The sequence below is a fragment of the Intestinirhabdus alba genome, from assembly GCF_009711095.1.
GTDB classification, from domain to species: domain Bacteria; phylum Pseudomonadota; class Gammaproteobacteria; order Enterobacterales; family Enterobacteriaceae; genus Intestinirhabdus; species Intestinirhabdus alba.
The window spans coordinates 110,280-132,504 of sequence record NZ_WMJZ01000001.1 but is presented as its reverse complement, the minus strand read 5'-3'; the positions used below and the strand labels follow the sequence as shown (position 1 = coordinate 132,504).

Below are 22,225 nucleotides of genomic sequence, written 5' to 3'. Positions count from 1 at the left end.
GATGACGCCGTCAGGACTTAGAAGTCGTAGCGCAGACGCACCAGGTTCATATCGCCCAGATTGTCGGTGCTGGAGGTGAATACGTGCTCGTAATCCACGCGGAAGCCGTAATCCAGCTGGAAGCTAATGCCCACGCCGTTGTCGGTACGCAGATAATCGCGGCCGTTCACATACTCAATGCGGTCACCCATCACGTACGGCTGAATGGATTTCACCGCATACTGGCCGATCGGGAAGGTATAGCCGGCAAAGTATTCCAGGCCCCACGCATCGCCTGCGAAATAGTCGGTGGCAGAGACTTTTTTGGTGGTCATAAAGTTCTGATACCAGCCGCCGCCCGCGGAGAAGGTCCAGTTGTCCGGTTTCCAGCTCAGCGCCGTACCGACGATGTTCTGATCGTAGGTTTTATTGCCGTTGCCGCGCATTTCCGCACGGGTGTAGTTCCACGCCGTACCCCAGGTCAGATCGTCAGTGATGCGATAATCCGCACCCAGCGAGCCGCCGCCCCTGCGCTTGTAGTTCAGGCCGTTGTTGGCATTGTAGTCATCGCTGAACAGATAAGAAGCATAGAGATCGACGTCTCCAACGGTTTTCTTATATTTCAGAGATTTACGGGTGCGATAGGAGCCGTCATAATCGCCGTTGATACCGTTACCCGGTGCCTGGCCGATCATGTCGTAATCCCAGATGTCGGTTTTCGCGCCCACCACATCATAGTAAACGCTGTTCTGCTGGCCGAAGGTCAGCGTACCCCAGGTATCACTCTTCAGACCGGTGTAAAGCATACGACGGGTGGTGTCGTTTGCGCCGTCCGCGTAATGATTATCCCAGTTGAACAGTGCCGGAATGTTCACGCCCAGCTCGTAGTAGCTGATCCAGCTGATATCGTCGAACAGGTAGTAATCCGCGGCGAAGCGGAAACGGGTGCCGCCATCAAAGCCATTGCGCTTATAGCCGTTGGCCCCGTCGTCGCCGGTCATATTCTGAAACTGCGGACGGATACTGCCGCCCACGGTGAAGTTCAGGCGGCTGAGCGGATCGCCCGCCTGGGGATCTTGTTTAAGAACGGTGATTTCCGCTTGGGAAGCGAAAGACGCTAATGCCACTGCTGCGCCGATCGATGCCGCCAGCGCTGTTTTTTTTATATTCATTAGGTTTCCTTGATAGATTACCCGCTTATAGTTACCAGCAGAATATTATCTTGCTTTAACCGCATCGTGTTATCGGTTTTTTATTATTTTGTGCGGTTAAAAAGAGAAGCGCCGGTTTTCCCGGCGCTTAACGAACAAACAGAATACTATTGGTTGAAGTAACGATGCAGCGACCCGCCCTTCAGCAGGCGCGAGCCGGTCCAGCCGCCACAAAGCGTAAGCAGCAGCGTACCGCAGACCGGCAGGGCGACCCACAGCCGCCAGTCCGGCTGCCAGGGAAAGTCAAACACCCTCTTTTGCAGCAGCGCCAGCGCGGTCTCCGCCCCGACGGCCGCCACCAGCCCCGACGCCAGCCCAAGGATAGCGAATTCATACCACAGGGTGGCGCGCAGCAGCCGCCTGCCCGCGCCCAGGGTGCGCCAGACCACCCTCTCCTGATGACGCTGACGCATACCGACCTGCACCTGCGCCAGCAGTAGCAGCACGCCGCAGGCGGTAACCAGCACCACCATCACCTCCAGCGCCCGGCTTACCTGCGCCAGCACCTGGCCTATCTGTTTAAGGATCGCCCCAATATCGAGCAGGCTGACGGTCGGGAACTGGCGGTTGAGCTGGGTCAGCACGCCGCTCTCCTTCTCAAGGCGGAAGCTGGTCAGCCAGCTCTGAGGCTGCCCGTCCAGCGCGCCGCCGGGGAAAATAAAGAAGAAGTTAGGCCGCAGGCTTTCCCAGTCCACGTTGCGCAGGCTGCTGACCTTCGAGGTGAACTCCCGCGTATCGCCGGTAAAGGTCACGCTGTCGCCAACCCGAACGTTCAGCCGCTCCGCCAGCCCCTTATCCATCGACACTTCCCCCGCCTTCGGCGGCCAGCTGCCGGCGGCCAGCGGGTTATAAGGCTGCGGCGCGTCCTGCCAGGTCAGGTTCAGCTCGCGGTTCAGCGCCTCATCCTTACCGCCCTTCGTCGGCTTCCCGTTCACCGCCGTTATGCGCGCCCGCACGATGGGCCAAAACGCCGTCGGCTCAACCCGATGCCGGGTAAGAAAAGTCTTCAGCGGCGTGACCTCGTCCGGGGCGATGTTTATCAGATAATAGTTTGGACTCTCCGGCGGCAGCTGCTCCTGCCAGCGCCCCAGCAGGTCGCCGCGCAGTACCAAAAGCAGGGCCAGCAGCATAAAGGAGAGGGAGAAGGCGGCAAGCTGGCTCAGGGTGGACCACGGCTGGCGCAGCAGCCGGCTGATGGCCAGCCGCATCGGCAGCGAAGCCCGGGTGACGCCGCGCAGGGCGTTAAGCAGCAGCCAGCCCAGCGCGCCACACAGCAGCGCCAACACCAGCACGCCGCCCAGCACCGCCCACAGCAGCGGGCTGCCGCCCATCAGCGCGGCCAACATCAGCACGACAATCAGCGTTACGGCCGGAAGATAAAACTTCAGCGGCCAGACCCTGGCCACCACGTCGCGACGCAGCACCCGCAGCGGCTGCGTCGCCAGCAGCAGCCGATAAGGCCGCAGCCCCACCAGCAGCGAGATCCCCCCCACCGTCCCCAGCGCCCACAGCCAGGGCCAGAGGCTGGCGGACGGCAGGGCCACGGGCAGTACGGGCTTAAGCAGCAGCATCAGCGCATGTTCAAACAGCAGGCCGAGGGCACCGCCGATCGACATGGAGAGTGCCAGCACCAGCAGCCACTGCCCGACAATAAGCCTGCGCAGCTGCGCCCTGCCCGCGCCAAGGGTTTTCAGAATCGCGATCGGGTCGTAGCGGCTGCGGCAGTAGTGGCTCATCGCTACCGCCACGGCGGAGGCCGACAGCAGCAGGGTCAACAGCGCCGAAAGCAGCAGAAACTGCCGGGAACGCGCCAGGGATCTGCCCAGCGCGCTTTCATCCTGCTGTAGCCCCTCCCAGCGGTGCTCCGTCCTGAGCTGCGGCAGCAGCCACTTTTCATAGCCGTCAAGCTGCGCCGCCGCGCCGCCTAACTTATAGCGCCATATAACGCGGCTGCCGGGCCGCACCGCGCCGGTTTTCGCCACGTCGGCCACGTTCATCATTATGCGCGGTGCCGTCTGGAACGGATTAAACCCGGCGTCCGGCTCCTGAACCACTTCACCCGCGATGCGCAGGGTGGCGTCGCCGACGTCGAGGGTATCACCGGTTTTCAGATTAAGCAGCGCCATCAGCCGCGGCTCCAGCAGCACCGCGCCGGGCTGCGGCTTCAGCCCCGGCGGAGAGGTGTCCAGCGTCCCGTACAGGGGATAAGCGGCGTCCACCGCCTTGACGCTTGCCAGCTGTGGGGTATCGGCGGCGAAGGCCATGGTGACAAAGGTCAGCTGTTCGCTGACGGCGAGGCCGCGCCTGCGCGCTTCGTCAATCCACGCCTGCGGCACCTCGCGGGAGCTGCGCAGTGTGCGATCGCCGGCCATAAACTCACGGCTCTGCTGGCTCAGCCCTTTTTCCATACGATCGCTAATATTGCCCAGCGCCACCACGCAGGCCACCGCCAGACTCAGCGCCAGCCAGACAATCAGCAGCGAGGGGGAGCGCCATTCGCGCCAGAACCAGCGGGCAATCATACCTCCTCCTGCAGCTTTCCGTTCACCAGCCGCAGACGCCTGTCGCAGCGCGCCGCCAGCGCCGGATCGTGGGTCACCAGAATCAGGGTGGTGCCATGCTCGCGGTTCAGCGAAAACAGGAGGTCGGCGATTTTATCGCCGGTCCGCCGGTCAAGGTTGCCCGTCGGCTCGTCGGCGAAAAGCACCTCTGGCCGTCCATTAAACGCCCGCGCCAGCGCCACCCGCTGCTGCTCGCCGCCGGAAAGCTGCGCCGGCAGATGGGTAAGGCGCTTGCCCAGCCCCAGCTGCTCCAGCAGCGCCCTGGCCCCCGCCCGGCTCTGCCCGCTTTTTTCCCCCCGCAGCAGCGCCGGCAGCTCGACGTTTTCCAGGGCGTTGAGGGTGGGAATCAGCATGAAAGACTGAAAAACAAAGCCGATGTGCCGGGCGCGTAGCCGCGCCCGCGCCTCTTCGTCCATACGATGCAGCGGCTCTCCCACCAGCATGACCTCACCGTCGCTGCCGTCGTCCAGCCCGGCGAGGATCGCCAGCAGCGTGGACTTTCCCGATCCCGATTCGCCAATCAGCGCAATGGTTTCGGCCCGTTTGACAACCAGTTCAACTCCGGTAAGGATGGAGAGTTCCTGCTCTCCCTGGCCGATGGATTTTTTGAGATGATGAACTTCAATAATGTTTTTCGCTGGCATTTGCCCTTCCTGTTTCTGTTCGCCTTCCGCGCCGCCGCCACCGACACGCTATTGGTCCTCGGGGACAGCCTGAGCGCCGGTTACCACATGCCCGCCGGCGACGCCTGGCCCGCGCTGGTCAACGATAAATGGCACAATAAGATGTCCGTTGTTAACGCCAGCATCAGCGGCAGCACCTCGCAGCAGGGGCTGGAGCGCCTGCCCGCGCTGCTTAAGCAGCATCAGCCACGCTGGGTGCTGGTGGCGCTGGGCGGCAACGACGGCCTGCGCGGCTTCCAGCCGCAGCAAACCGGGCAGACCCTGCGCGAAATCGTTAACGTCGTCAGAAAGGCCAACGCCGAACCGCTGCTGATGCAAATTCGCCTGCCGCCTAACTACGGTCGTCGTTATAATGAAGCCTTTAGCGCCATCTATCCAAAGCTTGCCGGAGAACTGAATATTCCCCTGCTGCCCTTTTTTATGGAAGAGATCTACCTGAAAACGCAGTGGATGCAGGATGACGGCATACACCCTAACCGTGATGCCCAGCCGTTTATCGCCGAATGGATGGTCAAGCAACTCACTCCCTTAGTAAATCATGGTTCATAAAGCAGCGGGAAGGCTCACAGGTAAAGTTATGCAAAAAGCAGTCTTGATAACAGGATGTTCCAGCGGCATCGGGCTGGAGAGCGCAATTGACCTTAAACGCCAGGGTTTTCAAATCATTGCCGGGTGTCGTAAGCCGGAGGATGTGGTCCGCATGAACGACCAGGGGTTTACCGGCGTGCAGCTCGATCTCGACTCGCCGGAAAGCGTGGATCGCGCCGCCGATGAGGTAATAGCCCTGACCGGTAACCGTTTATACGGGATCTTTAACAATGCCGGCTACGGGGTTTACGGCCCGCTGACCGCCGTCAGCCGCCGGCAGATGGAGCAGCAGTTCTCCAGCAACTTTTTCGGCACCCACCAGCTTACGCTGCGCCTGCTGCCCGCCATGCTGCCCCACGGGGAAGGGCGCATCGTGATGACCTCCTCGGTGATGGGGCTTATCGCCACCCCCGGCCGCGGCGCTTATGCCGCCAGCAAACACGCGCTGGAAGCCTGGTCCGACGCGCTGCGCATGGAGCTGCGCCACAGCGGCATCAGAGTCAGCCTGATTGAGCCAGGCCCCATACGCACCCGCTTTACCCAAAACGTTAACCAGACCCAGAGCGACAGGCCGGTGGAAAACCCCGGCATTGCCGCTCGCTTCACCCTGGGGCCGGAGGCGGTGGTTGCCAAAGTCCGCCACGCCTTTACCAGCGACAGGCCGAGGCTGCGCTACCCGGTTACGCTGGTCACCTGGGCTGTTATTCTGCTCAGGCGTCTGCTGCCGGGCCGCCTGATGGATAAAATTTTGCAGGGCTGAGTTGAAGCCCGCGCGCCAGCCCCCATGTAAAAACACACAGATAAACAGAGAGCGACGCCATGTCCGTACAGAATATTATTACTATTAACGAATCGAACCTGCAGCAGACCCTTGAACAGTCCATGACCACGCCGGTGCTGTTCTACTTCTGGTCCGAGCGCAGCCAGCACTGCCAGCAGTTGACGCCGGTGCTGGAGAGCCTCGCCGCGCAGTACAACGGGCAGTTTATTCTGGCGAAGCTCGACTGCGACGCCGAACAGATGATTGCCGCGCAGTTTGGCCTGCGCGCGATCCCAACGGTCTACCTGTTCCAGAACGGCCAGCCGGTAGACGGCTTCCAGGGGCCGCAGCCGGAAGAGGCGATCCGCGCCCTGCTCGACAAGGTGCTGCCGCGCGAAGAGGAGCTGAAGGCGCAGCAGGCGATGCAGCTGATGCAGGAGGGTAACTACCTGGAAGCCCTGCCGCTGCTGAAGGAGGCCTGGCAGCTCTCCGGCCAGAACGGCGAAATCGGCCTGCTGCTGGCGGAGACCCAGATCGCCCTGAACCGCACCGAAGAGGCGGAAGCGGTGCTGCAGACTATTCCCCTGCAGGATCAGGATACCCGCTATCAGGGGCTGGTGGCGCAGATCGATCTGCTGAAACAGGCGGCGGATACGCCGGAGATCCAGCAGCTTCAGCAGCAGGTGGCGGACAATCCGCAGGACGCCGGGCTGGCAACCCAGCTGGCGCTGCAGCTGCACCAGGTGGGGCGCAATGAGGAGTCGCTGGCGCTGCTGTTCAGCCATCTGAAAACGGATCTCGCCGCCGCCGACGGGCAGGCGCGCAAGACCTTCCAGGAGATCCTCGCCGCGCTGGGCACCGGCGACGCGCTGGCATCGAAGTACCGCCGCCAGCTGTACGCGCTGCTGTACTGATTCGTCCCCCGGCCTTGCCTGGCCGGATAAACCTGTCGCCGCCGGAAGCGCCCGGCGGCGACAGCGCCTCTTTTACCTGCCCGCCTCGCAACTTTTCCCGACTGATGCCGTTGATTCCGGGCGAATTTATCGCCCTTTGTCGATATACTGGCGCACAATAAGCCCAGGCCGTGTCTCTTCATCAGGGAAATCCGCAAAGGAGGTAGTTTCATGTTGATCTTTATCCCGATTCTTATTTTTGTCGCGCTGGCCGTCGTCGCCTCCGGCGTCAAAATTGTTCCGCAGGGATATCAGTGGACCGTAGAGCGCTTCGGCCGCTATACCAAAACGCTGCAGCCGGGGCTAAGCCTGGTGGTGCCGTTTATGGACCGCATCGGCCGAAAAATCAATATGATGGAGCAGGTGCTGGATATCCCTTCCCAGGAGGTGATCTCCAAGGATAACGCCAACGTCACCATCGACGCGGTGTGCTTTATCCAGGTGATTGACGCCCCGCGCGCGGCGTATGAGGTCAGCAACCTGGAGCTGGCGATCATCAACCTCACCATGACCAACATCCGCACCGTGCTCGGCTCGATGGAGCTTGACGAAATGCTCTCCCAGCGCGACAGCATTAATACCCGCCTGCTGCACATTGTCGATGAGGCGACCAACCCGTGGGGCATCAAGGTCACCCGTATTGAAATCCGCGACGTGCGCCCGCCGGCGGAGCTGATCTCCTCAATGAACGCCCAGATGAAGGCGGAACGCACCAAGCGCGCCTATATCCTGGAGGCGGAAGGGGTGCGCCAGGCGGAGATCCTCAAGGCCGAGGGGGAGAAGCAGTCGCAGATCCTGAAAGCGGAAGGCGAGCGCCAGTCGGCGTTCCTGCAGGCCGAGGCCCGGGAGCGATCGGCCGAGGCGGAAGCCCGCGCCACCAGGATGGTCTCTGAGGCCATCGCCTCCGGGGATATCCAGGCGGTGAACTACTTCGTGGCGCAAAAATATACCGAAGCCCTGCAGCAGATCGGCTCGGCAAACAACAGCAAGGTGGTGATGATGCCGCTGGACGCCAGCAGCCTGATGGGCTCCATCGCCGGGATCGCCGAGCTGGTTAAGGACAGCGCCAGCGAGCGCACGAAATCATGATTGCGACGCTCCTCCAGCATCCGCACCTCCTGTGGCTCAGCCTCGGCGGCCTGCTGCTGGCCGCCGAAATGCTGGGCGGCAACGGCTATCTGCTGTGGAGCGGCGTGGCGGCGGTGGTCACCGGTATCGTCGCCTGGCTGCTGCCGGTTGGCTGGGAGTGGCAGGGGGTGATATTCGCCGTCACCACCCTGCTCGCCGCCTGGCTGTGGTGGAAGTGGCTGGCCCGGCGCGTCGGCCGACAAAGGCCCGCCGCCGGCCAGCTTAACCAGCGCGGACAGCAGCTGGTCGGCCGCCGCTTTGTGCTGGAAGCGGCGCTGGTCAACGGTCGCGGTCGCCTGCGCGTCGGCGACAGCGCGTGGCCGGTAAGCGCTGGCGAAGATCTGCCCGCCGGCACCCGGATCGAAGTCATCGCCGTTGAGGGCATAACGCTGTTTATCCGCCCCGTAGACACCTAACAACCAGACAGGAAAAGTTATGATCGTCAGGAAGACCCCTCTCGCTTTCACCCTGTGCGTCCTGCTGACCGCCGCGCCGCAGGCCCTCGCCTCTTTTGACGAACCGGACTGCAGCTGGAGCGACGAGTTCTGTCTGCTGAAGGGCGTGCCGGCGCTGACGCCCGACAATGATTCCCGCGATAACCTGCTGCGCCTGCTGAGCGAGGCCAGGGCCTTCGCCCTTCCCGTGCAGGCGATGCCCGCCGATATCACCCGCTCCCGGGATTTCTATTTCGCCTGGCATCCTGAGTGGCTCAACGGCCGCCCGTCGACCGCTCCTGAAGAGGCCGGGCCTCAGGACGTTCCCCTCAGCGCGCAGCTGGCGGCGCTGAACATCGATCCGATGCAGTTGGCCCCCTCCGCTGAGAACGGCGACTACCTGGGGCCGGCTGACTATTCGCAGGAAAACCGCTTTGTCTCCAATACGCCCCGGGCCGTCAGCGCCTACATTGCCGCCCTGCAGGCTGACGAAACCCTCTCTGCGCCGCAGCGGCAGACTCTGGCCAGGGCGCGCCTGGCGCTGTTCTATGGCACGCCTGCGGATCGGCTCCAGGAGAGCCTTTCGGCCTTTCCGACCGGCTCCACCGCGCTTCTGTTCAGCACCTATCTTTCCGGTATCGTCCACTTTTATAACGGCGACTATGACGCCGCCTCGCAGGACTTTACCCTGCTGCTGGAGAGCCGCCAGCCGTGGCTGACGGAAACCGCGCAGTACATGCTGATGCGCACGGCGCTGAACCGAAGCAGCCAGCACAGCGTCGGCCGGTACGGCGAGTTCGATCTCAACAGGGTAAGCCAGGAGGCGGCCAGGCAGGCGCAGGAGGAGGCGCAGCGCTATCTGCAGCGCTGGCCGGAGGGGCGCTATGCCGACTCCGCGCGCGGTATGCTGCGCCGCATCAGCTGGTATCAGCAGGCGTGGCCGCAGCTGGCGACGCTGTATGAGCAGGCGCTTTCACAGGCCGCGGACGCCCGGACGCTGCGGGAACGAATCATCGAATATGACAACGTCTTCGGTATGCAGTTTTTCAACGATCCGCCGCGGTCGACCTTTGCCAACGCGCCGCTGGTCAGCTACGTGGAGCTGCTGCGCGCGCTTCGCCTGAACGGCGGCTCGCAGCCCACGCTGACCCAGGCGCAGCTCGACGCCAGCAGGGCGGTTTTTGAGAAGAGCGGCAGGCTGCCGCTGTGGCACAATCTGCAGCTGAACCTGTGGATGGCGACCAACAACCCGGCCGCCGTTCTGAAGGCCGTCACGCCGGCGCAAACCCTGCCCGCGCGCGATATTCTCGCCTTCAGCGAGCAGGTGCTCTACGGTGAGGCGCTGATGGCCCAGGAGCAGTGGCCCGCCGCGCGCGATTTCTGGCAGCGGCTGCTGAAGCTTAGCCAGGACGACGAGCAGCGGCAGTATATCCAGGCCAAACTGACGGCCACGCTGCTCTCCAGCGGTGACGTGGCGGCGATTTTCGCCCCGGACAGCGCGATAACCAACCTGCGCTTTCGCTCCCGGGCGCTCAAGAAGGCGGCCTCGCCGGCGCTGCTGCGCCAGCAGGCCCGCCGGGGCCCCAACGATGAGGAGCGCACCATCGCCCTGCATACGCTGCTGATCCACGATCTTCTCGAGGGCCGCTTCAGCGACTGGTCGACCGACAGAAAGCTCGCCGCCGCCGTGACCGCGCCGCTCTCCGACGAGGCCTTTGCCGACGTGAGCCTGGAGGTCTTCGACTGGCGCGGCGACGCGGCCGAAGCGGGATACTTCTGTCGTAGCCTCGATGAGACGGTGTTGGCGCTCAGCAAAAACGCCGACGACGCGCACGCCCTCAACTGCCTCGGCGAGTTTTTCCGCACCACCCGGGCGAATATCGACCTGTGGGCGGACGGCGCGGGCAACGACGCGCTGGAGGCCACCAGCCCGCGCCCGCCATCCTACGGGCAGTTCGACAGGCAGAGTTACTATCAGCACATCATTACGTCGCCAAAGGCGGAGCCTGAGGATAAAAGCTACGCGCTGTACCGGGCCGTCATGTGCTACGCGCCGGGCGGATATAACGAGTGCGGCGGCGAAGCGGTAGATAAGCTCATGCGCAAGGGCTGGTACACGCAGTTAAAAACACAGTATCCGGGGAGCCAGTGGGCGCAGCAGCTCAAATACTACTGGTAGTTGCCCTGCTGGCCGGACAGGCGCGGGCGGCGGAGGTCGTCATCACCCGCGAACACCCGGCCTTCTGGCTGTGGTCCGGCGTCCGGGCCGGAGACGAGCTGCAAAACGCGCAGATAGTCTATCTGCACCAGGGCGAGGTGCTGGCCCGGGCGGGGAGCGTCAGGTTTCAGCGTCTCGGCCTGCCGGTGGGCCGCCTCTCCTTTCCCGCCATCTGGCTGACCGTACGTTTCGCCACCCTCAACGTACCGGAGTCGGTTGCGCCGCAAATCGTCCAGCTGCTGCGGCGCTGGCAGGCGGCGGGAAATAAGGTGGTGGGGCTGCAGGTCGATTTTGATGCCGCCACCTACCGGCTGGCGGATTATGCCGACTTTTTACGCCAGCTGCGCCAGCATCTGCCGCCGGAGTATGCGCTCGGAGTGACGGGACTGCTGGACTGGGCGAAAACCGGGGATGTCGCCACGCTGAACGCGCTGCCGGTTGATGAGCTGGTGGTGCAGAGCTACCAGGGGCGACGCACGGTAGCCGATTACCAGAAGTATCTGCCCGCCCTCGCCAGGCTGCGGGTTCCGTTTAAGCTGGGGCTGGTGCAGAACGGCCGCCGCGACCCGCAGGCCGAAGCGCAGCTACGGCGATCGCCCTGGTATCGCGGTACGGTGGTGTTTCTGCTCAACCCGCGCCGTTAGTCATCTGCCCGCTTGCGGCAGCCGCAGCCGGAAAGGTTATTGATAATCGGGCATTCTGCGCCGTCGTCCCCCGGGCAGGACTCCGCCAGCGCCAGCAGCCGGGCGCGCATCGCCTGCAGCTCGCCGATATGACGCTCAATTTCCGCCACCTTCTCCAGGGTGCGCATTTTCACAACCGCGCTCCGGCGATCGGGATCGTTGAGCAGTTTCACCAGCTCGCCGCACTCCTCCAGAGTAAACCCGACCTGGCGCGCCTGGCGCAGCAGCGTCAGCTCATTCAGGTGCCGCTGGCCGTATTGACGATAGCCGTTCTCGCCGCGCAGCGGCGGCGTTACCAGCCCTTTCTCTTCGTAGAATCGAATCGCCTTGCTGGTCAGGCCCGTTTTTTTCGCCACTTCGCTAATGTTCACTGCTCCTCCTGCTGCTTGTTTCGCCACGACACCGGGCGGTGGCTTCAGGGAATAACCTGTAATAACGCGCTTTCCTTCTCATCTTACCGTATGCCCGCGATCCGCCAGGACCAGGCTGTGTCCCTTAACCGGGCGTGGCGTCGACGCTGAGCCAGAAGCGCGTAATCAAGGCGGAGGGCGCAGGACAGAGTGAACTCTGTTCAAGCCCGACAACGCAGAGTACGCACTTGTGGTTCGCGTCCCGCGGGGCTAGGGCCATTCAGGTCCGCTGCTGTGTTGCTCGCCGTGCATCTGGAATAACCAGACATTACGGCTCGCGCCTTACCCCGGACCTGAATGACCGCCAGCGACGCTCGCGAACGGTTAAGGGACACAGCCTAATTCCTTGTAATGACTGTTGTTACAGGCGATCGCCTTCACACTATTGGCTTTTTAAAGCGAGACGGTTTGACGCAAATCAAAAAGTTGCATCGTTACTGCACCTTTCACATTGAACGGACGCCGTCAATTTCATATAAACACGAATGATAATAATGATCATTCTCAACAGGACTCTCGCATGGTGTCACGAACGGGTCAACACGCTTTGCTTCTCTCAACCCTGGCGCTATGCGTAGCAGGCGCGGCTTCGGCAGCCGATCCCCACGCCCGGCACGATACGTCAGATAATCATACGCTGATTGTTACCGCTAACCGCTCAGAAAGCAGCCTCTGGGAAAGCCCGGCGACCATCCAGGTTATCGATCGCCAGACGCTGCAGAACTCCACCAGCGTCTCCATTGCCGACGACCTGCAGGATATTCCCGGCGTTGAGGTCACCGATAACGCGCTGGCGGGCCGCAAGCAGATTCGCATCCGCGGTGAGGCCTCGTCGCGGGTGCTGATCCTGATCGACGGCCAGGTGGTCAGCTATCATCGCGCCGGGCAAAACTACGGCGCGGGCCTGCTGATTAACGAGTCCGCGCTGGAGCGCATCGAAGTGGTCAAAGGTCCCTGGTCGGTGCTCTATGGCTCGCAGGCCATCGGCGGCGTGGTCAACTTTATTACCAAAAAAGGGGGCGATAAGCCGCTCGCGGGCAGCGTCAAGGCCGTCTATAACTCCGCCACCGCCGGATGGGAAGAGTCGGCCGCCGCCTGGGGCAGCATTGGCAACTTTGACTACCGGATTAACGGCAGCTACGCCGATCAGGGCAACCGCGACACGCCGGACGGCAGGCTGCCGGACACAAACTTCCGCAACGATGGCCAGGGCCTGTGGCTTGGCTATCACCTCGATCGCCATAAGTTCGGCCTGTCGCTCGATCGCTACAATACCGTCACCCGGACCTGGCTCAGCCCAAAGGATAGTCAGGATTTCGACGAATTCAGCGTTAAGATCCCGAAGCTGGAGCGGGAGAAGATCGGCCTGTTCTACGACTTCGACGCCGGCGGCGACTCTCTGAAAGCGATCCATCTCGACGCCTGGGAGCAGACCATCGAGCGTAAGTTTGAGAATCAGGTGAAAACCACCCAGCCGATCCCAGGGCCGCTGATCCAGGCGCTGACCGTCAGCAGTCAGACCAGAACCAACGATAAGCAGTACACCCAGGGCGTCACCCTGCAGAGCAATTTCTCGCTGCCGGCGAACAACGCGCTGATTATCGGCACCCAGTATCAGCACGACAAGGTGAAGCAGGCCACCCGCACCCAGAGCCGACAAACGGCGGCGAGCGGCCTCTTCGACAGGCAAACCACTACCCTTTCGCATACCGGGGCCGGGCAGAGCAACGTCTCGCTGTTCGCGCAAAACGAGTGGCGCTTCGCCGATAGCTGGACCTGGACCCTTGGTGCCCGCCAGTACTGGCTCTCCTCTAAGCTCGACCGCAGCGACAGCCAGAGCAGCGCGGGATGGCAGTCGGCGGGCGGCCGGTCAGCCCATGACGATGCGCTGGTCACCTCCTCCAGCCTGCGCTACTCCGGCTTTGACAACCTTGAACTGCGCGCGGCGTATGCCCAGGGCTACGTCTTCCCGACGCTGGCGCAGCTGTTTATGCAAACCTCCGCCGGGGGCAGCGTCACCTGGGGCAATAGCGGCCTGAAGGCGGAGCGCTCCAATAACTATGAGCTGGGAGCACGCTATAAAGGCAACCTGTGGCTGGTCGACGGGGCGGTGTACTACTCGGAAGCCAAAGACTATATCGCCAGCCTGGCCTGCTCGGGACAGCCGGTCTGCAACGGCAACAGCGCCTCCTCCCGCGGCGGTTATTACTACTACGACAACATCAATCGCGCCAGGAGCTGGGGTATGGAGCTGTCGGCAGAGTACAACGGCTGGGCCGTTTCCCCTTATCTGAGCGGCAATCTGATTCGCCGTCAGTACGAAGGCGATACCCTTAAGACCTGGGATACCGGCGAACCGGCGCTGACGGGACGAGCGGGCCTGAAGCACACCCTGCTGCTGAACGCCGCCAACGTCACCTCGGACCTCTTTGTTCGCGCCGCCTCCCGCGCCAAAGACAGAACCGGCAGTAAAGAGACGAACTATGCGGGCTGGGCAACCCTTAACCTCGCCTTTAACGCCGAATTTGGCCCGCAGGATCAGTATCAGGTCAACCTGGCCCTCAATAACCTGACCAACAAGCGTTACCAGACCGCGCACGAATCGATTCCTGCGGCGGGCCTTAACGCGGCGGTTGGCTTTGCATGGAACTTCTGAAAATGAAAAAACTGATTGCGGGTTTACTGACCCTCGCCTGCGCCTTTGGCGCGCAGGCCGCCTCCCGACTGGTGGTGGCGGGCGGCTCCCTCACCGAGATTATCTACGCGATGGGCGCGGGCGATCGCGTGGTCGGGGTGGATCAAACCACCTCCTGGCCGCCGGAAACCGCCGCGCTTGCGCACATCGGCTACTGGAAGCAGCTGAACAGCGAGGGCATTTTATCCCTGCGCCCGGACAGCGTAATCACCTGGCAGGACGCCGGACCGCCGATCGTTCTGGATCAGCTGCGCGGGCAAAAGGTCAAGGTGGTAACCCTGCCGCGCGTTCCCGCCACGGTCGATCGGCTGTACGCCAACATTCACACCCTGGCGCAGCTCCTGCAGATCCCTGCCCAGGGCGAGGCGCTGACGGAGCGTATCCGCCAGCGCCTGGCGCGCGTCCAGCGCAGCGTGGCGGCGAAAGGCGCGCCGGTGACGGCGCTGTTTATTCTTTCCGCCGGCGGCAGCGCCCCGCAGGTGGCCGGTAAAGGCAGCGTCGCCGACGCCATCATGACCCTCGCGGGCGCGCGCAACGTGGCAACCCACGCCCAGTACAGCAGCTACAGCGCCGAATCGCTGATCGCGGCCAACCCGCAGGTGATTATCGTAACGTCACAAATGGTGGACGGCGATCTCAACCGCCTGCGCGCCATTGCCGGGATCGCCCATACCGCCGCCTGGAAAAATCAGCGCATTATCACTATCGACCAGGCGCAGATCCTGGGAATGGGTCCGCGCGTCACCGATGCGGTGGAAATCCTGCACCAGCAGTTCTGGCCCCAATAGATGGATGTGATACAGACCTTATGAAAACAGTCAATCCCCTGGATCTCACCCCACATTTCGCCCTGGAGGGAAACCAGCCCTTTAAAGATCGCCGGGCGACCATGCCGTGGCGCGGCGCGATCCCGCTGGCAAAAGAGCAGCTGTCGCCAACCTGGCTGGCGCTTATCGGCCGGGCGGCTCCTCCGCGCAAAAGGCTGGTCTATCTGCATATTCCGTTTTGCGCCACCCACTGCACCTTCTGCGGCTTTTATCAGAACCGCTTTGACGCGGAGAGCTGCGCCCGCTACACCGACGCGCTGATCCGCGAGATCGAGATGGAGGCCGACAGCGTTCTGCATCAGTCGGCTCCCATCCACGCGGTTTACTTCGGCGGCGGCACGCCGTCGGCGCTGTCGGCCAGGGACCTGGCGCGAATCATTACTACCCTGCGTGAAAAGCTGCCGCTGACGCCGGACTGCGAAATCACCATCGAAGGCCGGGTGCTCAGTTTTGACGACAACCGGATCGACGCCTGCCTCGACGCCGGTGCTAATCGCTTCTCCATCGGCATTCAGTCGTTTAACAGCGCCATCCGCAAGAAGATGGCGCGCACCGCCGACGGCCCTGCCGCCGCCGCCTTTATGAGAGGGCTGGTTAAGCGGGACCGCGCCGCCGTGGTCTGCGACCTGCTGTTCGGCCTGCCCGGCCAGGATGAAAAGCGGTGGGGAGAAGATCTGGCGATAGCCCGGGACATCGGCCTCGACGGGGTCGATCTTTACGCCCTCAATCTGCTCCCCAACACCGCGCTGGGCAAGGCGGTGGAAAACGGCCGCACCGCCGTCCCCTCTCCGGCGGCGCGGCGCGACCTCTATCTTCAGGGCTGTGATTTTATGGACAGCGCCGGCTGGCGCTGTATCAGCAACAGCCACTGGGCGCGCACCACCCGCGAGCGCAACCTGTATAACCTGCTGATTAAGCAGGGGGCGGACTGCCTGGCGTTCGGCTCCGGCGCGGGCGGCTCGGTCAACGGCTACTCGTGGATGGTTGAGCGCCGCCTCCCGGCGTGGCACGAGACGATCGCCGCCGGTAAAAAGCCGCTGATGATGATGATGCGCACCGCCGAACGCGGCTTCCAGTGGCGGCACACGCTGCAGGCGGGCGTAGAAACGGCCCGCGTCCCGCTGGATGAGCTGACCCCGCACGCGGCGCGGCTCGCCCCCCTGCTCAGCCAGTGGCACCGGGCGGGTCTGACCCGCGACGCCTCGACCTGCCTGCGTCTGACCAACGAAGGACGCTTCTGGGCGAGCAACATTTTACACTCTCTTGACGCGCTGATTCAGGAACTCAATACGCCGCGCAATGCGATAGAAACACCTTAACAGGAGTAATTTATGAGCCATGTCTCTTTGCAGGATTTTTTAAAAACCGGGCCGGACGGCACGCTGGAAGCCATTGCACAGCAGTACAACACCACCCTGCTTGAGGTGGTAAAAAATCTGCCCGCCCCGACGCTGGTCGCCGGCGATCGCTTTGACGCCGTCTGGGATGCCGTCTGCGAATGGGGCAACGTCACCACCCTGGTGCACACCGCGGACGTGATCCTGGAGTTCAGCGGCGAGCTGCCCTCCGGATTCCACCGCCACGGCTACTTCAACCTGCGCGGTAAAAAAGGCATGACCGGCCACATCAGGGCGGAAAACTGCACGCATATCGCGCTGGTGGAGCGCAAATTTATGGCGATGGACACCGCGTCAATCCTCTTCTTTAACGCGGCCGGCGGCGCGATGTTTAAAATCTTCCTTGGCCGTGATGAGCATCGCCAGCTGTCGGGCGACCAGCTGGAAGCCTTCCGCGCTCTGGCCGCCTCCCTGAAGGAAGCCGCCCAATGACGCCCTGGCTACTCTTCGGCGCGGGCGGCGGCGGCGTAGGCGCGCTGACGCTTGATCTGGCGCTGGCGGATCGCCGCCCGGCCTTCGCCGTGGTGCGCAATCCGCAGGCCGCCGCGGCGCTGCAAAAAAAGGGCGTACAGGTCTTTAACGGCGACGCCTGCGACGCCGACGTGGTGGCCGCCGCCTGCCGCGCCGCGGGCCAGCAGGCGCTCGTTATCTCCTCCATGGGCGGCGCGCAGGACTATCTGGCGCACCGCACCGTCATCGACGAGGCCGAAAAGGCGGGCATCAGCAAAATGATCCTGGTGACCTCGCTGGGCTGCGGCGACAGCTGGCAATTTTTATCCGCCCGCGCCAGGGCCGCCTTTGGCCAGGCCGTGCGGGAAAAGACGCTGGCGGAAAGCTGGCTGCAGACCAGCCGGCTGGATTATGCCATTCTTCGTCCCGGCGGGCTGCTCAACGGTGAAGCCACCGGCAGGGCGCGGCGATTTCCGGATCGGGAGTGCCACGGCTTTGTGAGGCGCGCGGACGTTGCCGCGCACATTCGCGAGCTGGCCTGCGCGCCCGCGCTACACCAGCGGATCTGGAGCCTGGTAGAGCCAGAGCTAAAGCCGACGTAACCCCTCCCGCGGCGCGGGCTATCCGCGCCGCAAAGACCTCATGGAGCTTTGCGTGTTCAAGGATTCACTCTCTTCCGCCGGCGTATTGACGGGCCTCGCCCTGCTGCTGATCGCGCTGGCGCTGTTTGCTGCCTCTCAGGGGGCGCTACATATCAGCCTCCAGGCCCTTTTTGAGGAGGAATACCGCGCTATCTGGCTGAATATCCGCCTGCCGAGGGTGCTGCTGGCGGTGCTGGTCGGCGGCGCGCTGGCCGCGGCGGGCGTTATCATGCAGGGGCTGTTCCGCAATCCGATGGCCGATCCGGGCCTTCTTGGCATCAGCAGCGGCTCCGCGCTGATGGTTGGAGTGGCCATCGTCATCCCCTTCTCCTTCCCCGTCGTTCTGGCGCTGTATGAACAGATGATTTTCGCCGTCGCGGGCAGCATGGTGGTATGCAGCGTTATTTTTCTGATTAGCCAGCGTCACAGACACGGCGGCATGATGCAGCTACTGCTGGCCGGGATCGCCATCAACGCGCTGTGCGGGGCGGCCATCGGCATCCTGAGCTACGTCGGCGACGACCAGCAGCTGCGCCAGCTCACCCTGTGGATGATGGGCAATCTTGGCCAGGCCCAGTGGCCGACGCTGCTGGTTGCCGGCTCGTTTATCCTGCCGACGATTATCGCGACCGCCACCCTTTCCGGGACGCTGAACCTGCTGCAGCTTGGCGATGAAGAGGCGCACTACCTGGGCGTGAACGTAAAGCGTCAGCGCCAGCTGCTGCTGCTGCTCAGCTCGCTGTTGGTGGGGGCGGCCGTGTCGGTCAGCGGCATTATCGGTTTTGTCGGTCTGGTGATCCCGCACCTGATCCGCATGACGATCGGCGCCGATCACCGCTGGCTTCTTCCCTGCTCGACCCTGGCCGGGGCCTCCCTGCTGCTGCTGGCCGATACCCTGGCCCGCACCCTGGTGCAGCCGGCGGAAATGCCCGTCGGCCTGCTGACCAGCCTGATTGGCGGCCCCTGGTTTTTGTGGCTGATTTTACGCAACAGGAGAGTGTCATGATCGTCGCAGAAAACCTGGTCTACGGCCTGCGGGGGCGTCGCCTGACGGACGACGTTTCGCTGACGCTGCCCGGCGGCGAAATCGTCGCCATTCTCGGCCCCAACGGTGCCGGGAAATCGACCCTGCTGCGCCTGCTGACGGGCTATCTGAGGCCGCAAAGCGGTCGCTGTACCCTGTTCGGTAAGCCGCTGGCGGAGTGGCCCATCGCCGGACTGGCGAAGGTGCGCGCCGTGATGCGCCAGAACAGCCATATGGCCTTTCCGTTCAGCGTGGAAGAGGTGATCCGCATGGGCCGTCATCCTCACCGCACCCACTCGTCACGCGATGAGACAGCGCACATTATGGCGCTGTGCGACTGCTGCGATCTGGCCTCCCGCGACTACCGCCAGCTCTCCGGCGGCGAGCAGCAGCGGGTGCAACTGGCGCGGCTGCTGCTGCAGCTGTGGCAGCCGGAACCCTCGCCCCGCTGGCTGTTTCTGGACGAACCCACCTCCGCGCTGGATATTCACCACCAGCAGCACCTTTTCCGCCTGCTGCGCCAGCTGGTGCGCGAGCGGCAGTTTAGCGTCTGCTGCGTGCTGCACGATCTGAACCTCGCCGCCCGCTACGCCGATCGCGTGGTGCTGCTGGAGAAGGGCCGGGTCGTCGACAGCGGCAGTCCGCAGCAGGTGCTGAACCAGCCCGCGCTGAAGGCGCTCTATGCGGCGGACATTACGGTGCTCAACGATCCGGCGGGCGACGCGCCGCTGATCGTCATCGATCGCTAACCCCTGAAGGGCCTCCCGGATGGCGCTCCGCTCCCTCTCGCCCTTCGCGATAAGCGATCGCTTTCACAATTCCGACACTTTCCGCTGGTCAATCTACGCGAGTAGATTTATTAAACGCAGTAAAAATCTTATCTACTCCTTAAGTCATTCGGGCAGCAGGACAAAGCGCGGCACGTTTTGAAAAGCCGTGGGCGCGGGGCCGGGGAAAAGCCCCACGTACCGCCTGATGCAGGCCGGGATCAACAAGTAGAACGCGAAGAGTAGCAACCTGTGGCTTATGTCGACAGTTAACCTCAAGGAATACTTTATGAACACGCAATTATCCTCTGCTCCTCAAGCCGAAGACCAGCAGGCCGCCCAGGAGCGCCTCTCCACCCCCGAAGGACGACGTGAATTCAGGCGGGCAGCTTTTTCCTGCTGGCTGGGCACCACCATGGAATACGCCGATTTCGCCCTCTATGGCCTTGCCGCCGGCATTATCTTCGGCGATGTCTTTTTCCCGGAGGCCACGCCCGTGATGGCTCTGCTCTCCAGCTTCGCCGCCTGGTCCGTTGGCTTTATTGCCCGACCAATCGGCGCGCTGCTGTTCGGCTGGATAGGCGATCGCCATGGACGTAAGCTGGTGATGGTGATCACTATCGGGCTGATGGGGCTGTCCACCATGCTGATTGGCGTTATTCCCGGCTATGCCCAGATTGGCGTATGGGCACCGACGTGCCTGGTGCTTCTGCGCTTTTCCCAGGGGCTGGGGGCCGGAGCGGAGCTGTCGGGCGGCACCGTGATGCTCGGCGAATATGCGCCGGTAAAGCGCCGCGGGCTGGTCTCTTCCATCATCGCGCTCGGCTCCAACAGCGGAACGCTGCTCGCCTCTCTGATCTGGCTGCTGGTCCTGCAGATGGACAGAGAAACCCTCCTCAGCTGGGGGTGGCGTATTCCTTTTCTGTGCAGCGTGCTTATCGCCGCCGTCGCGCTGTTTATTCGCCGCCATATGCGTGAAACGCCGGTCTTTGAACGTCAGAAAGCGCTGCTGCAGGCTGAACGCGAGGCCGCCCTGCGCCAGGGACAGGAGCTGCAGCGCCGCGATACCCGCAGCTTCTGGCGACGCACCAGAGCGTTCTGGACGATGGTGGGCCTGCGCATCGGCGAGAACGGGCCTTCCTATCTGGCGCAGGGATTTATTATTGGCTATGTCGCGAAGGTGCTGACGATCGACAAGTCGGTGCCGACCGCTGCGGTACTGATTGCCTCTATCCTGGGATTCGCCATTATTCCCCTGGCGGGCTGGCTCTCCGACCGGTTCGGCAGGCGGATCACCTACCGCGTGTTCTGCCTGCTGCTGATCCTCTACGCCTTTCCGGCCTTTATGCTGCTGGACTCGCGCGAGCCGTGGATCGTCATTCCAACCATCGTTACCGGTATGGGGCTGGCTTCGCTGGGAATTTTCGGCGTACAGGCCGCCTGGGGCGTGGAGCTGTTCGGCGTGACCAACCGCTACACCAAAATGGCGTTTGCCAAAGAGCTGGGGTCGATTCTGTCCGGCGGTACGGCACCAATGGTGGCCACCGCGCTGCTGTCGTTTTCCGGACACTGGTGGCCTGTCGCCGCCTATTTCTCACTGATGGCCGGCGTCGGTTTGATCGCCACGTTCTTCGCTCCGGAGACGCGCGGGCGGGATCTCAACCTGCCGGAAGATGCAATTTAAAGCAGCCGATCCCGATCGGGGCCGTTTAGCGGAGATTTTTGGGTCATAACACCTTATGCTGTGCCTGAAAAGACAATTAACAAGGTGCGCCCTGTGACCCACTCACCTATACCGCGCGTAACGCGCTCCGACGTTGCAAGAGAGGCGGGAACGTCGGTTGCCGTTGTGAGCTATGTTATCAACAACGGCCCGCGCCCCGTGGCCGAGAAGACCCGGCAGCGGGTGCTGCAGGCCATTAAGAAAACCGGCTATCGGCCCAACGGCATCGCGCGCGCGCTGGCTTCCGGCAGTACGCAAACCTATGGCCTGATCGCGCCGGATATCTCTAATCCGTTTATTGCCTCTATGGCGCACGCCCTGCAGCGGGAGGCCTTCGCCGACGGCAAAGTGCTACTGCTGGGCGACGCCAGCGACAGCAGCGGGCGGGAGCGCGAGCTTATTAACAATATGCTGCACCGCCAGGTTGACGGGCTGATTTACACCAGCGTTGACCGGCACCCCTATATCGCGCTTATCGAGGAGAGCGGTACGCCCTGCGTCATGCTGGATCGTATCGATCCAGGCCTGAACGTCAGCGTGATTCAGGTGGATGAGCAGCTGGCCGCCTGGCAGGCGACAAAGCATCTGGTCGATCACGGCTATCGCGATATCGCCATTATCTGCGGCCCGCGTGAAATGCTGAATACGCAGGATCGGATCCGCGGCTGGCGGCAAGCGCTGGAGGAGGCGTCGCTGACCATCAATCCGGAGTGGATTTTTTCCACCAACTATACCCGCGCGGGGGGATATGAAGCGACGCGGCGTATGCTGCAAGGGCGTCTGCCGCGCGCCCTGTTTGCCACCAACGAGCAGCAGGCGTTCGGCTGTTTGCGGGCGCTGGCGGAGCGCGGGCTGCGCGTGCCGCAGGATATCGCGCTGGTCTGCTTTAACGCCACCCAGGAGTCGATCTACAGCGTCCCCTCCATAACGGCGGTCCGTCAGCCCGTCGATAAAATGGCCCGCGCGGCAATCGATATGCTGAAGAACTGGAACGGCGTGGTCCGCCGCATTGAATTTGAATTTTATCTACGAGTGGGAGAATCGTGTGGCTGCCAGGGGCATGAAGTTCAATCCGAACAAGACGAAGAGTGAG

Annotated in this window: 20 protein-coding genes; 16 read left to right on the top strand and 4 right to left on the bottom strand. The window is 62.8% G+C overall.

Annotated features, from left to right (window positions below):
* Window positions 1-17: 17 nt before the first annotated feature.
* The 3 genes from GJV78_RS00620 to ybbA all read right to left on the bottom strand — a co-directional run bounded on the left by GJV78_RS00620 (window position 18) and on the right by ybbA (window position 4,395).
* Window positions 18-1,151: a porin gene (locus GJV78_RS00620; RefSeq protein ID WP_155106496.1), complete on the bottom strand. Its 1,134-nt coding sequence runs from the start codon at window positions 1,149-1,151 to the stop codon at window positions 18-20.
* Between the two features lie 146 nt (window positions 1,152-1,297).
* Complete coding sequence (gene ybbP, locus GJV78_RS00615; RefSeq protein ID WP_155106495.1) at window positions 1,298-3,712, bottom strand: putative ABC transporter permease subunit YbbP; 2,415 nt, start codon at window positions 3,710-3,712, stop codon at window positions 1,298-1,300.
* Window positions 3,709-4,395 (bottom strand): putative ABC transporter ATP-binding protein YbbA, encoded by a 687-nt coding sequence (gene ybbA, locus GJV78_RS00610; protein ID WP_155106494.1) that lies wholly within the window; start codon window positions 4,393-4,395, stop codon window positions 3,709-3,711. Before ybbA ends, ybbP begins: the two co-directional genes overlap by 4 nt.
* Between ybbA and tesA the strand changes: the two genes are divergently transcribed.
* The 7 genes from tesA (at window position 4,366) to GJV78_RS00575 (ending at window position 11,159) form a co-directional block, all read left to right on the top strand.
* Window positions 4,366-4,983 (top strand): multifunctional acyl-CoA thioesterase I/protease I/lysophospholipase L1, encoded by a 618-nt coding sequence (gene tesA, locus GJV78_RS00605; RefSeq protein ID WP_167519311.1) that lies wholly within the window; start codon window positions 4,366-4,368, stop codon window positions 4,981-4,983. The two genes, ybbA and tesA, sit on opposite strands and share 30 nt — an antisense overlap.
* On the top strand, window positions 4,973-5,782 hold the full coding sequence (locus tag GJV78_RS00600) for an SDR family oxidoreductase (protein ID WP_167519293.1): 810 nt from the start codon (window positions 4,973-4,975) through the stop codon (window positions 5,780-5,782). Before tesA ends, GJV78_RS00600 begins: the two co-directional genes overlap by 11 nt.
* 59 nt (window positions 5,783-5,841) lie before the next feature.
* Window positions 5,842-6,696 (top strand): thioredoxin family protein, encoded by an 855-nt coding sequence (locus tag GJV78_RS00595; RefSeq protein WP_155106491.1) that lies wholly within the window; start codon window positions 5,842-5,844, stop codon window positions 6,694-6,696.
* Between the two features lie 210 nt (window positions 6,697-6,906).
* A complete protein-coding gene (locus tag GJV78_RS00590; protein ID WP_155106490.1) occupies window positions 6,907-7,824 on the top strand; it encodes an SPFH domain-containing protein in 918 nt (305 codons plus the stop codon).
* The gene (locus tag GJV78_RS00585) at window positions 7,821-8,279 is read left to right on the top strand and encodes an NfeD family protein (protein WP_155106489.1); all 459 of its coding nucleotides are present in this window, start codon (window positions 7,821-7,823) and stop codon (window positions 8,277-8,279) included. Before GJV78_RS00590 ends, GJV78_RS00585 begins: the two co-directional genes overlap by 4 nt.
* Window positions 8,280-8,301: 22 nt before the next feature.
* Window positions 8,302-10,476: an outer membrane protein assembly factor BamD gene (locus GJV78_RS00580; RefSeq protein WP_167519310.1), complete on the top strand. Its 2,175-nt coding sequence runs from the start codon at window positions 8,302-8,304 to the stop codon at window positions 10,474-10,476.
* On the top strand, window positions 10,446-11,159 hold the full coding sequence (locus GJV78_RS00575) for a DUF3142 domain-containing protein (protein ID WP_167519292.1): 714 nt from the start codon (window positions 10,446-10,448) through the stop codon (window positions 11,157-11,159). Before GJV78_RS00580 ends, GJV78_RS00575 begins: the two co-directional genes overlap by 31 nt.
* Here the strand turns inward: GJV78_RS00575 and cueR are convergent.
* Window positions 11,156-11,569, bottom strand: a complete 414-nt coding sequence (cueR, locus tag GJV78_RS00570) for a Cu(I)-responsive transcriptional regulator (RefSeq protein ID WP_167519291.1) — start codon at window positions 11,567-11,569, stop codon at window positions 11,156-11,158. The two genes, GJV78_RS00575 and cueR, sit on opposite strands and share 4 nt — an antisense overlap.
* Window positions 11,570-12,128: 559 nt before the next feature.
* Here cueR and GJV78_RS00565 point away from each other — a divergent pair.
* From GJV78_RS00565 to GJV78_RS00525, 9 genes are all read left to right on the top strand, one after another.
* Window positions 12,129-14,264: a TonB-dependent receptor gene (locus GJV78_RS00565; protein WP_155106485.1), complete on the top strand. Its 2,136-nt coding sequence runs from the start codon at window positions 12,129-12,131 to the stop codon at window positions 14,262-14,264.
* Entirely contained in the window at window positions 14,252-15,091 is an 840-nt protein-coding gene (locus tag GJV78_RS00560; protein WP_209439216.1) for a heme/hemin ABC transporter substrate-binding protein, read from the top strand. Before GJV78_RS00565 ends, GJV78_RS00560 begins: the two co-directional genes overlap by 13 nt.
* A 20-nt stretch (window positions 15,092-15,111) precedes the next feature.
* Window positions 15,112-16,449, top strand: a complete 1,338-nt coding sequence (gene hutW, locus GJV78_RS00555) for a heme anaerobic degradation radical SAM methyltransferase ChuW/HutW (protein WP_155106483.1) — start codon at window positions 15,112-15,114, stop codon at window positions 16,447-16,449.
* 12 nt (window positions 16,450-16,461) lie between these two features.
* Window positions 16,462-16,959 carry a heme utilization cystosolic carrier protein HutX gene (hutX, locus tag GJV78_RS00550; protein ID WP_155106482.1) on the top strand — a complete coding sequence of 166 codons (498 nt, stop codon included), beginning with the start codon at window positions 16,462-16,464 and terminating at the stop codon, window positions 16,957-16,959.
* The gene (gene chuY / locus GJV78_RS00545) at window positions 16,956-17,579 is read left to right on the top strand and encodes an anaerobilin reductase (RefSeq protein WP_155106481.1); all 624 of its coding nucleotides are present in this window, start codon (window positions 16,956-16,958) and stop codon (window positions 17,577-17,579) included. The genes hutX and chuY overlap by 4 nt, the downstream gene beginning before the upstream one ends.
* 52 nt (window positions 17,580-17,631) lie before the next feature.
* A complete protein-coding gene (locus GJV78_RS00540; protein ID WP_330998768.1) occupies window positions 17,632-18,624 on the top strand; it encodes a FecCD family ABC transporter permease in 993 nt (330 codons plus the stop codon).
* On the top strand, window positions 18,621-19,391 hold the full coding sequence (locus tag GJV78_RS00535; RefSeq protein ID WP_155106479.1) for a heme ABC transporter ATP-binding protein: 771 nt from the start codon (window positions 18,621-18,623) through the stop codon (window positions 19,389-19,391). The genes GJV78_RS00540 and GJV78_RS00535 overlap by 4 nt, the downstream gene beginning before the upstream one ends.
* Window positions 19,392-19,698: 307 nt before the next feature.
* Complete coding sequence (locus GJV78_RS00530; RefSeq protein WP_155106478.1) at window positions 19,699-21,093, top strand: MFS transporter; 1,395 nt, start codon at window positions 19,699-19,701, stop codon at window positions 21,091-21,093.
* A 93-nt stretch (window positions 21,094-21,186) separates the two neighbouring features.
* A complete protein-coding gene (locus GJV78_RS00525; protein ID WP_167519290.1) occupies window positions 21,187-22,224 on the top strand; it encodes a LacI family DNA-binding transcriptional regulator in 1,038 nt (345 codons plus the stop codon).
* Window position 22,225 lies beyond the last annotated feature (1 nt).

Coding starts and splice junctions, on each gene's coding strand:
- GJV78_RS00620 (WP_155106496.1), bottom strand. CDS start 1,151: ATGAATATAAAAAAAACAGCGCTGGCGGCATCGATCGGCGCAGCAGTG.
- ybbP (WP_155106495.1), bottom strand. CDS start 3,712: ATGATTGCCCGCTGGTTCTGGCGCGAATGGCGCTCCCCCTCGCTGCTG.
- tesA (WP_167519311.1), top strand. CDS start 4,366: ATGAACTTCAATAATGTTTTTCGCTGGCATTTGCCCTTCCTGTTTCTG.
- ybbA (WP_155106494.1), bottom strand. CDS start 4,395: ATGCCAGCGAAAAACATTATTGAAGTTCATCATCTCAAAAAATCCATC.
- GJV78_RS00600 (WP_167519293.1), top strand. CDS start 4,973: ATGGTTCATAAAGCAGCGGGAAGGCTCACAGGTAAAGTTATGCAAAAA.
- GJV78_RS00595 (WP_155106491.1), top strand. CDS start 5,842: ATGTCCGTACAGAATATTATTACTATTAACGAATCGAACCTGCAGCAG.
- GJV78_RS00590 (WP_155106490.1), top strand. CDS start 6,907: ATGTTGATCTTTATCCCGATTCTTATTTTTGTCGCGCTGGCCGTCGTC.
- GJV78_RS00585 (WP_155106489.1), top strand. CDS start 7,821: ATGATTGCGACGCTCCTCCAGCATCCGCACCTCCTGTGGCTCAGCCTC.
- GJV78_RS00565 (WP_155106485.1), top strand. CDS start 12,129: ATGGTGTCACGAACGGGTCAACACGCTTTGCTTCTCTCAACCCTGGCG.
- GJV78_RS00560 (WP_209439216.1), top strand. CDS start 14,252: ATGGAACTTCTGAAAATGAAAAAACTGATTGCGGGTTTACTGACCCTC.
- hutW (WP_155106483.1), top strand. CDS start 15,112: ATGAAAACAGTCAATCCCCTGGATCTCACCCCACATTTCGCCCTGGAG.
- hutX (WP_155106482.1), top strand. CDS start 16,462: ATGAGCCATGTCTCTTTGCAGGATTTTTTAAAAACCGGGCCGGACGGC.
- chuY (WP_155106481.1), top strand. CDS start 16,956: ATGACGCCCTGGCTACTCTTCGGCGCGGGCGGCGGCGGCGTAGGCGCG.
- GJV78_RS00535 (WP_155106479.1), top strand. CDS start 18,621: ATGATCGTCGCAGAAAACCTGGTCTACGGCCTGCGGGGGCGTCGCCTG.
- GJV78_RS00530 (WP_155106478.1), top strand. CDS start 19,699: ATGAACACGCAATTATCCTCTGCTCCTCAAGCCGAAGACCAGCAGGCC.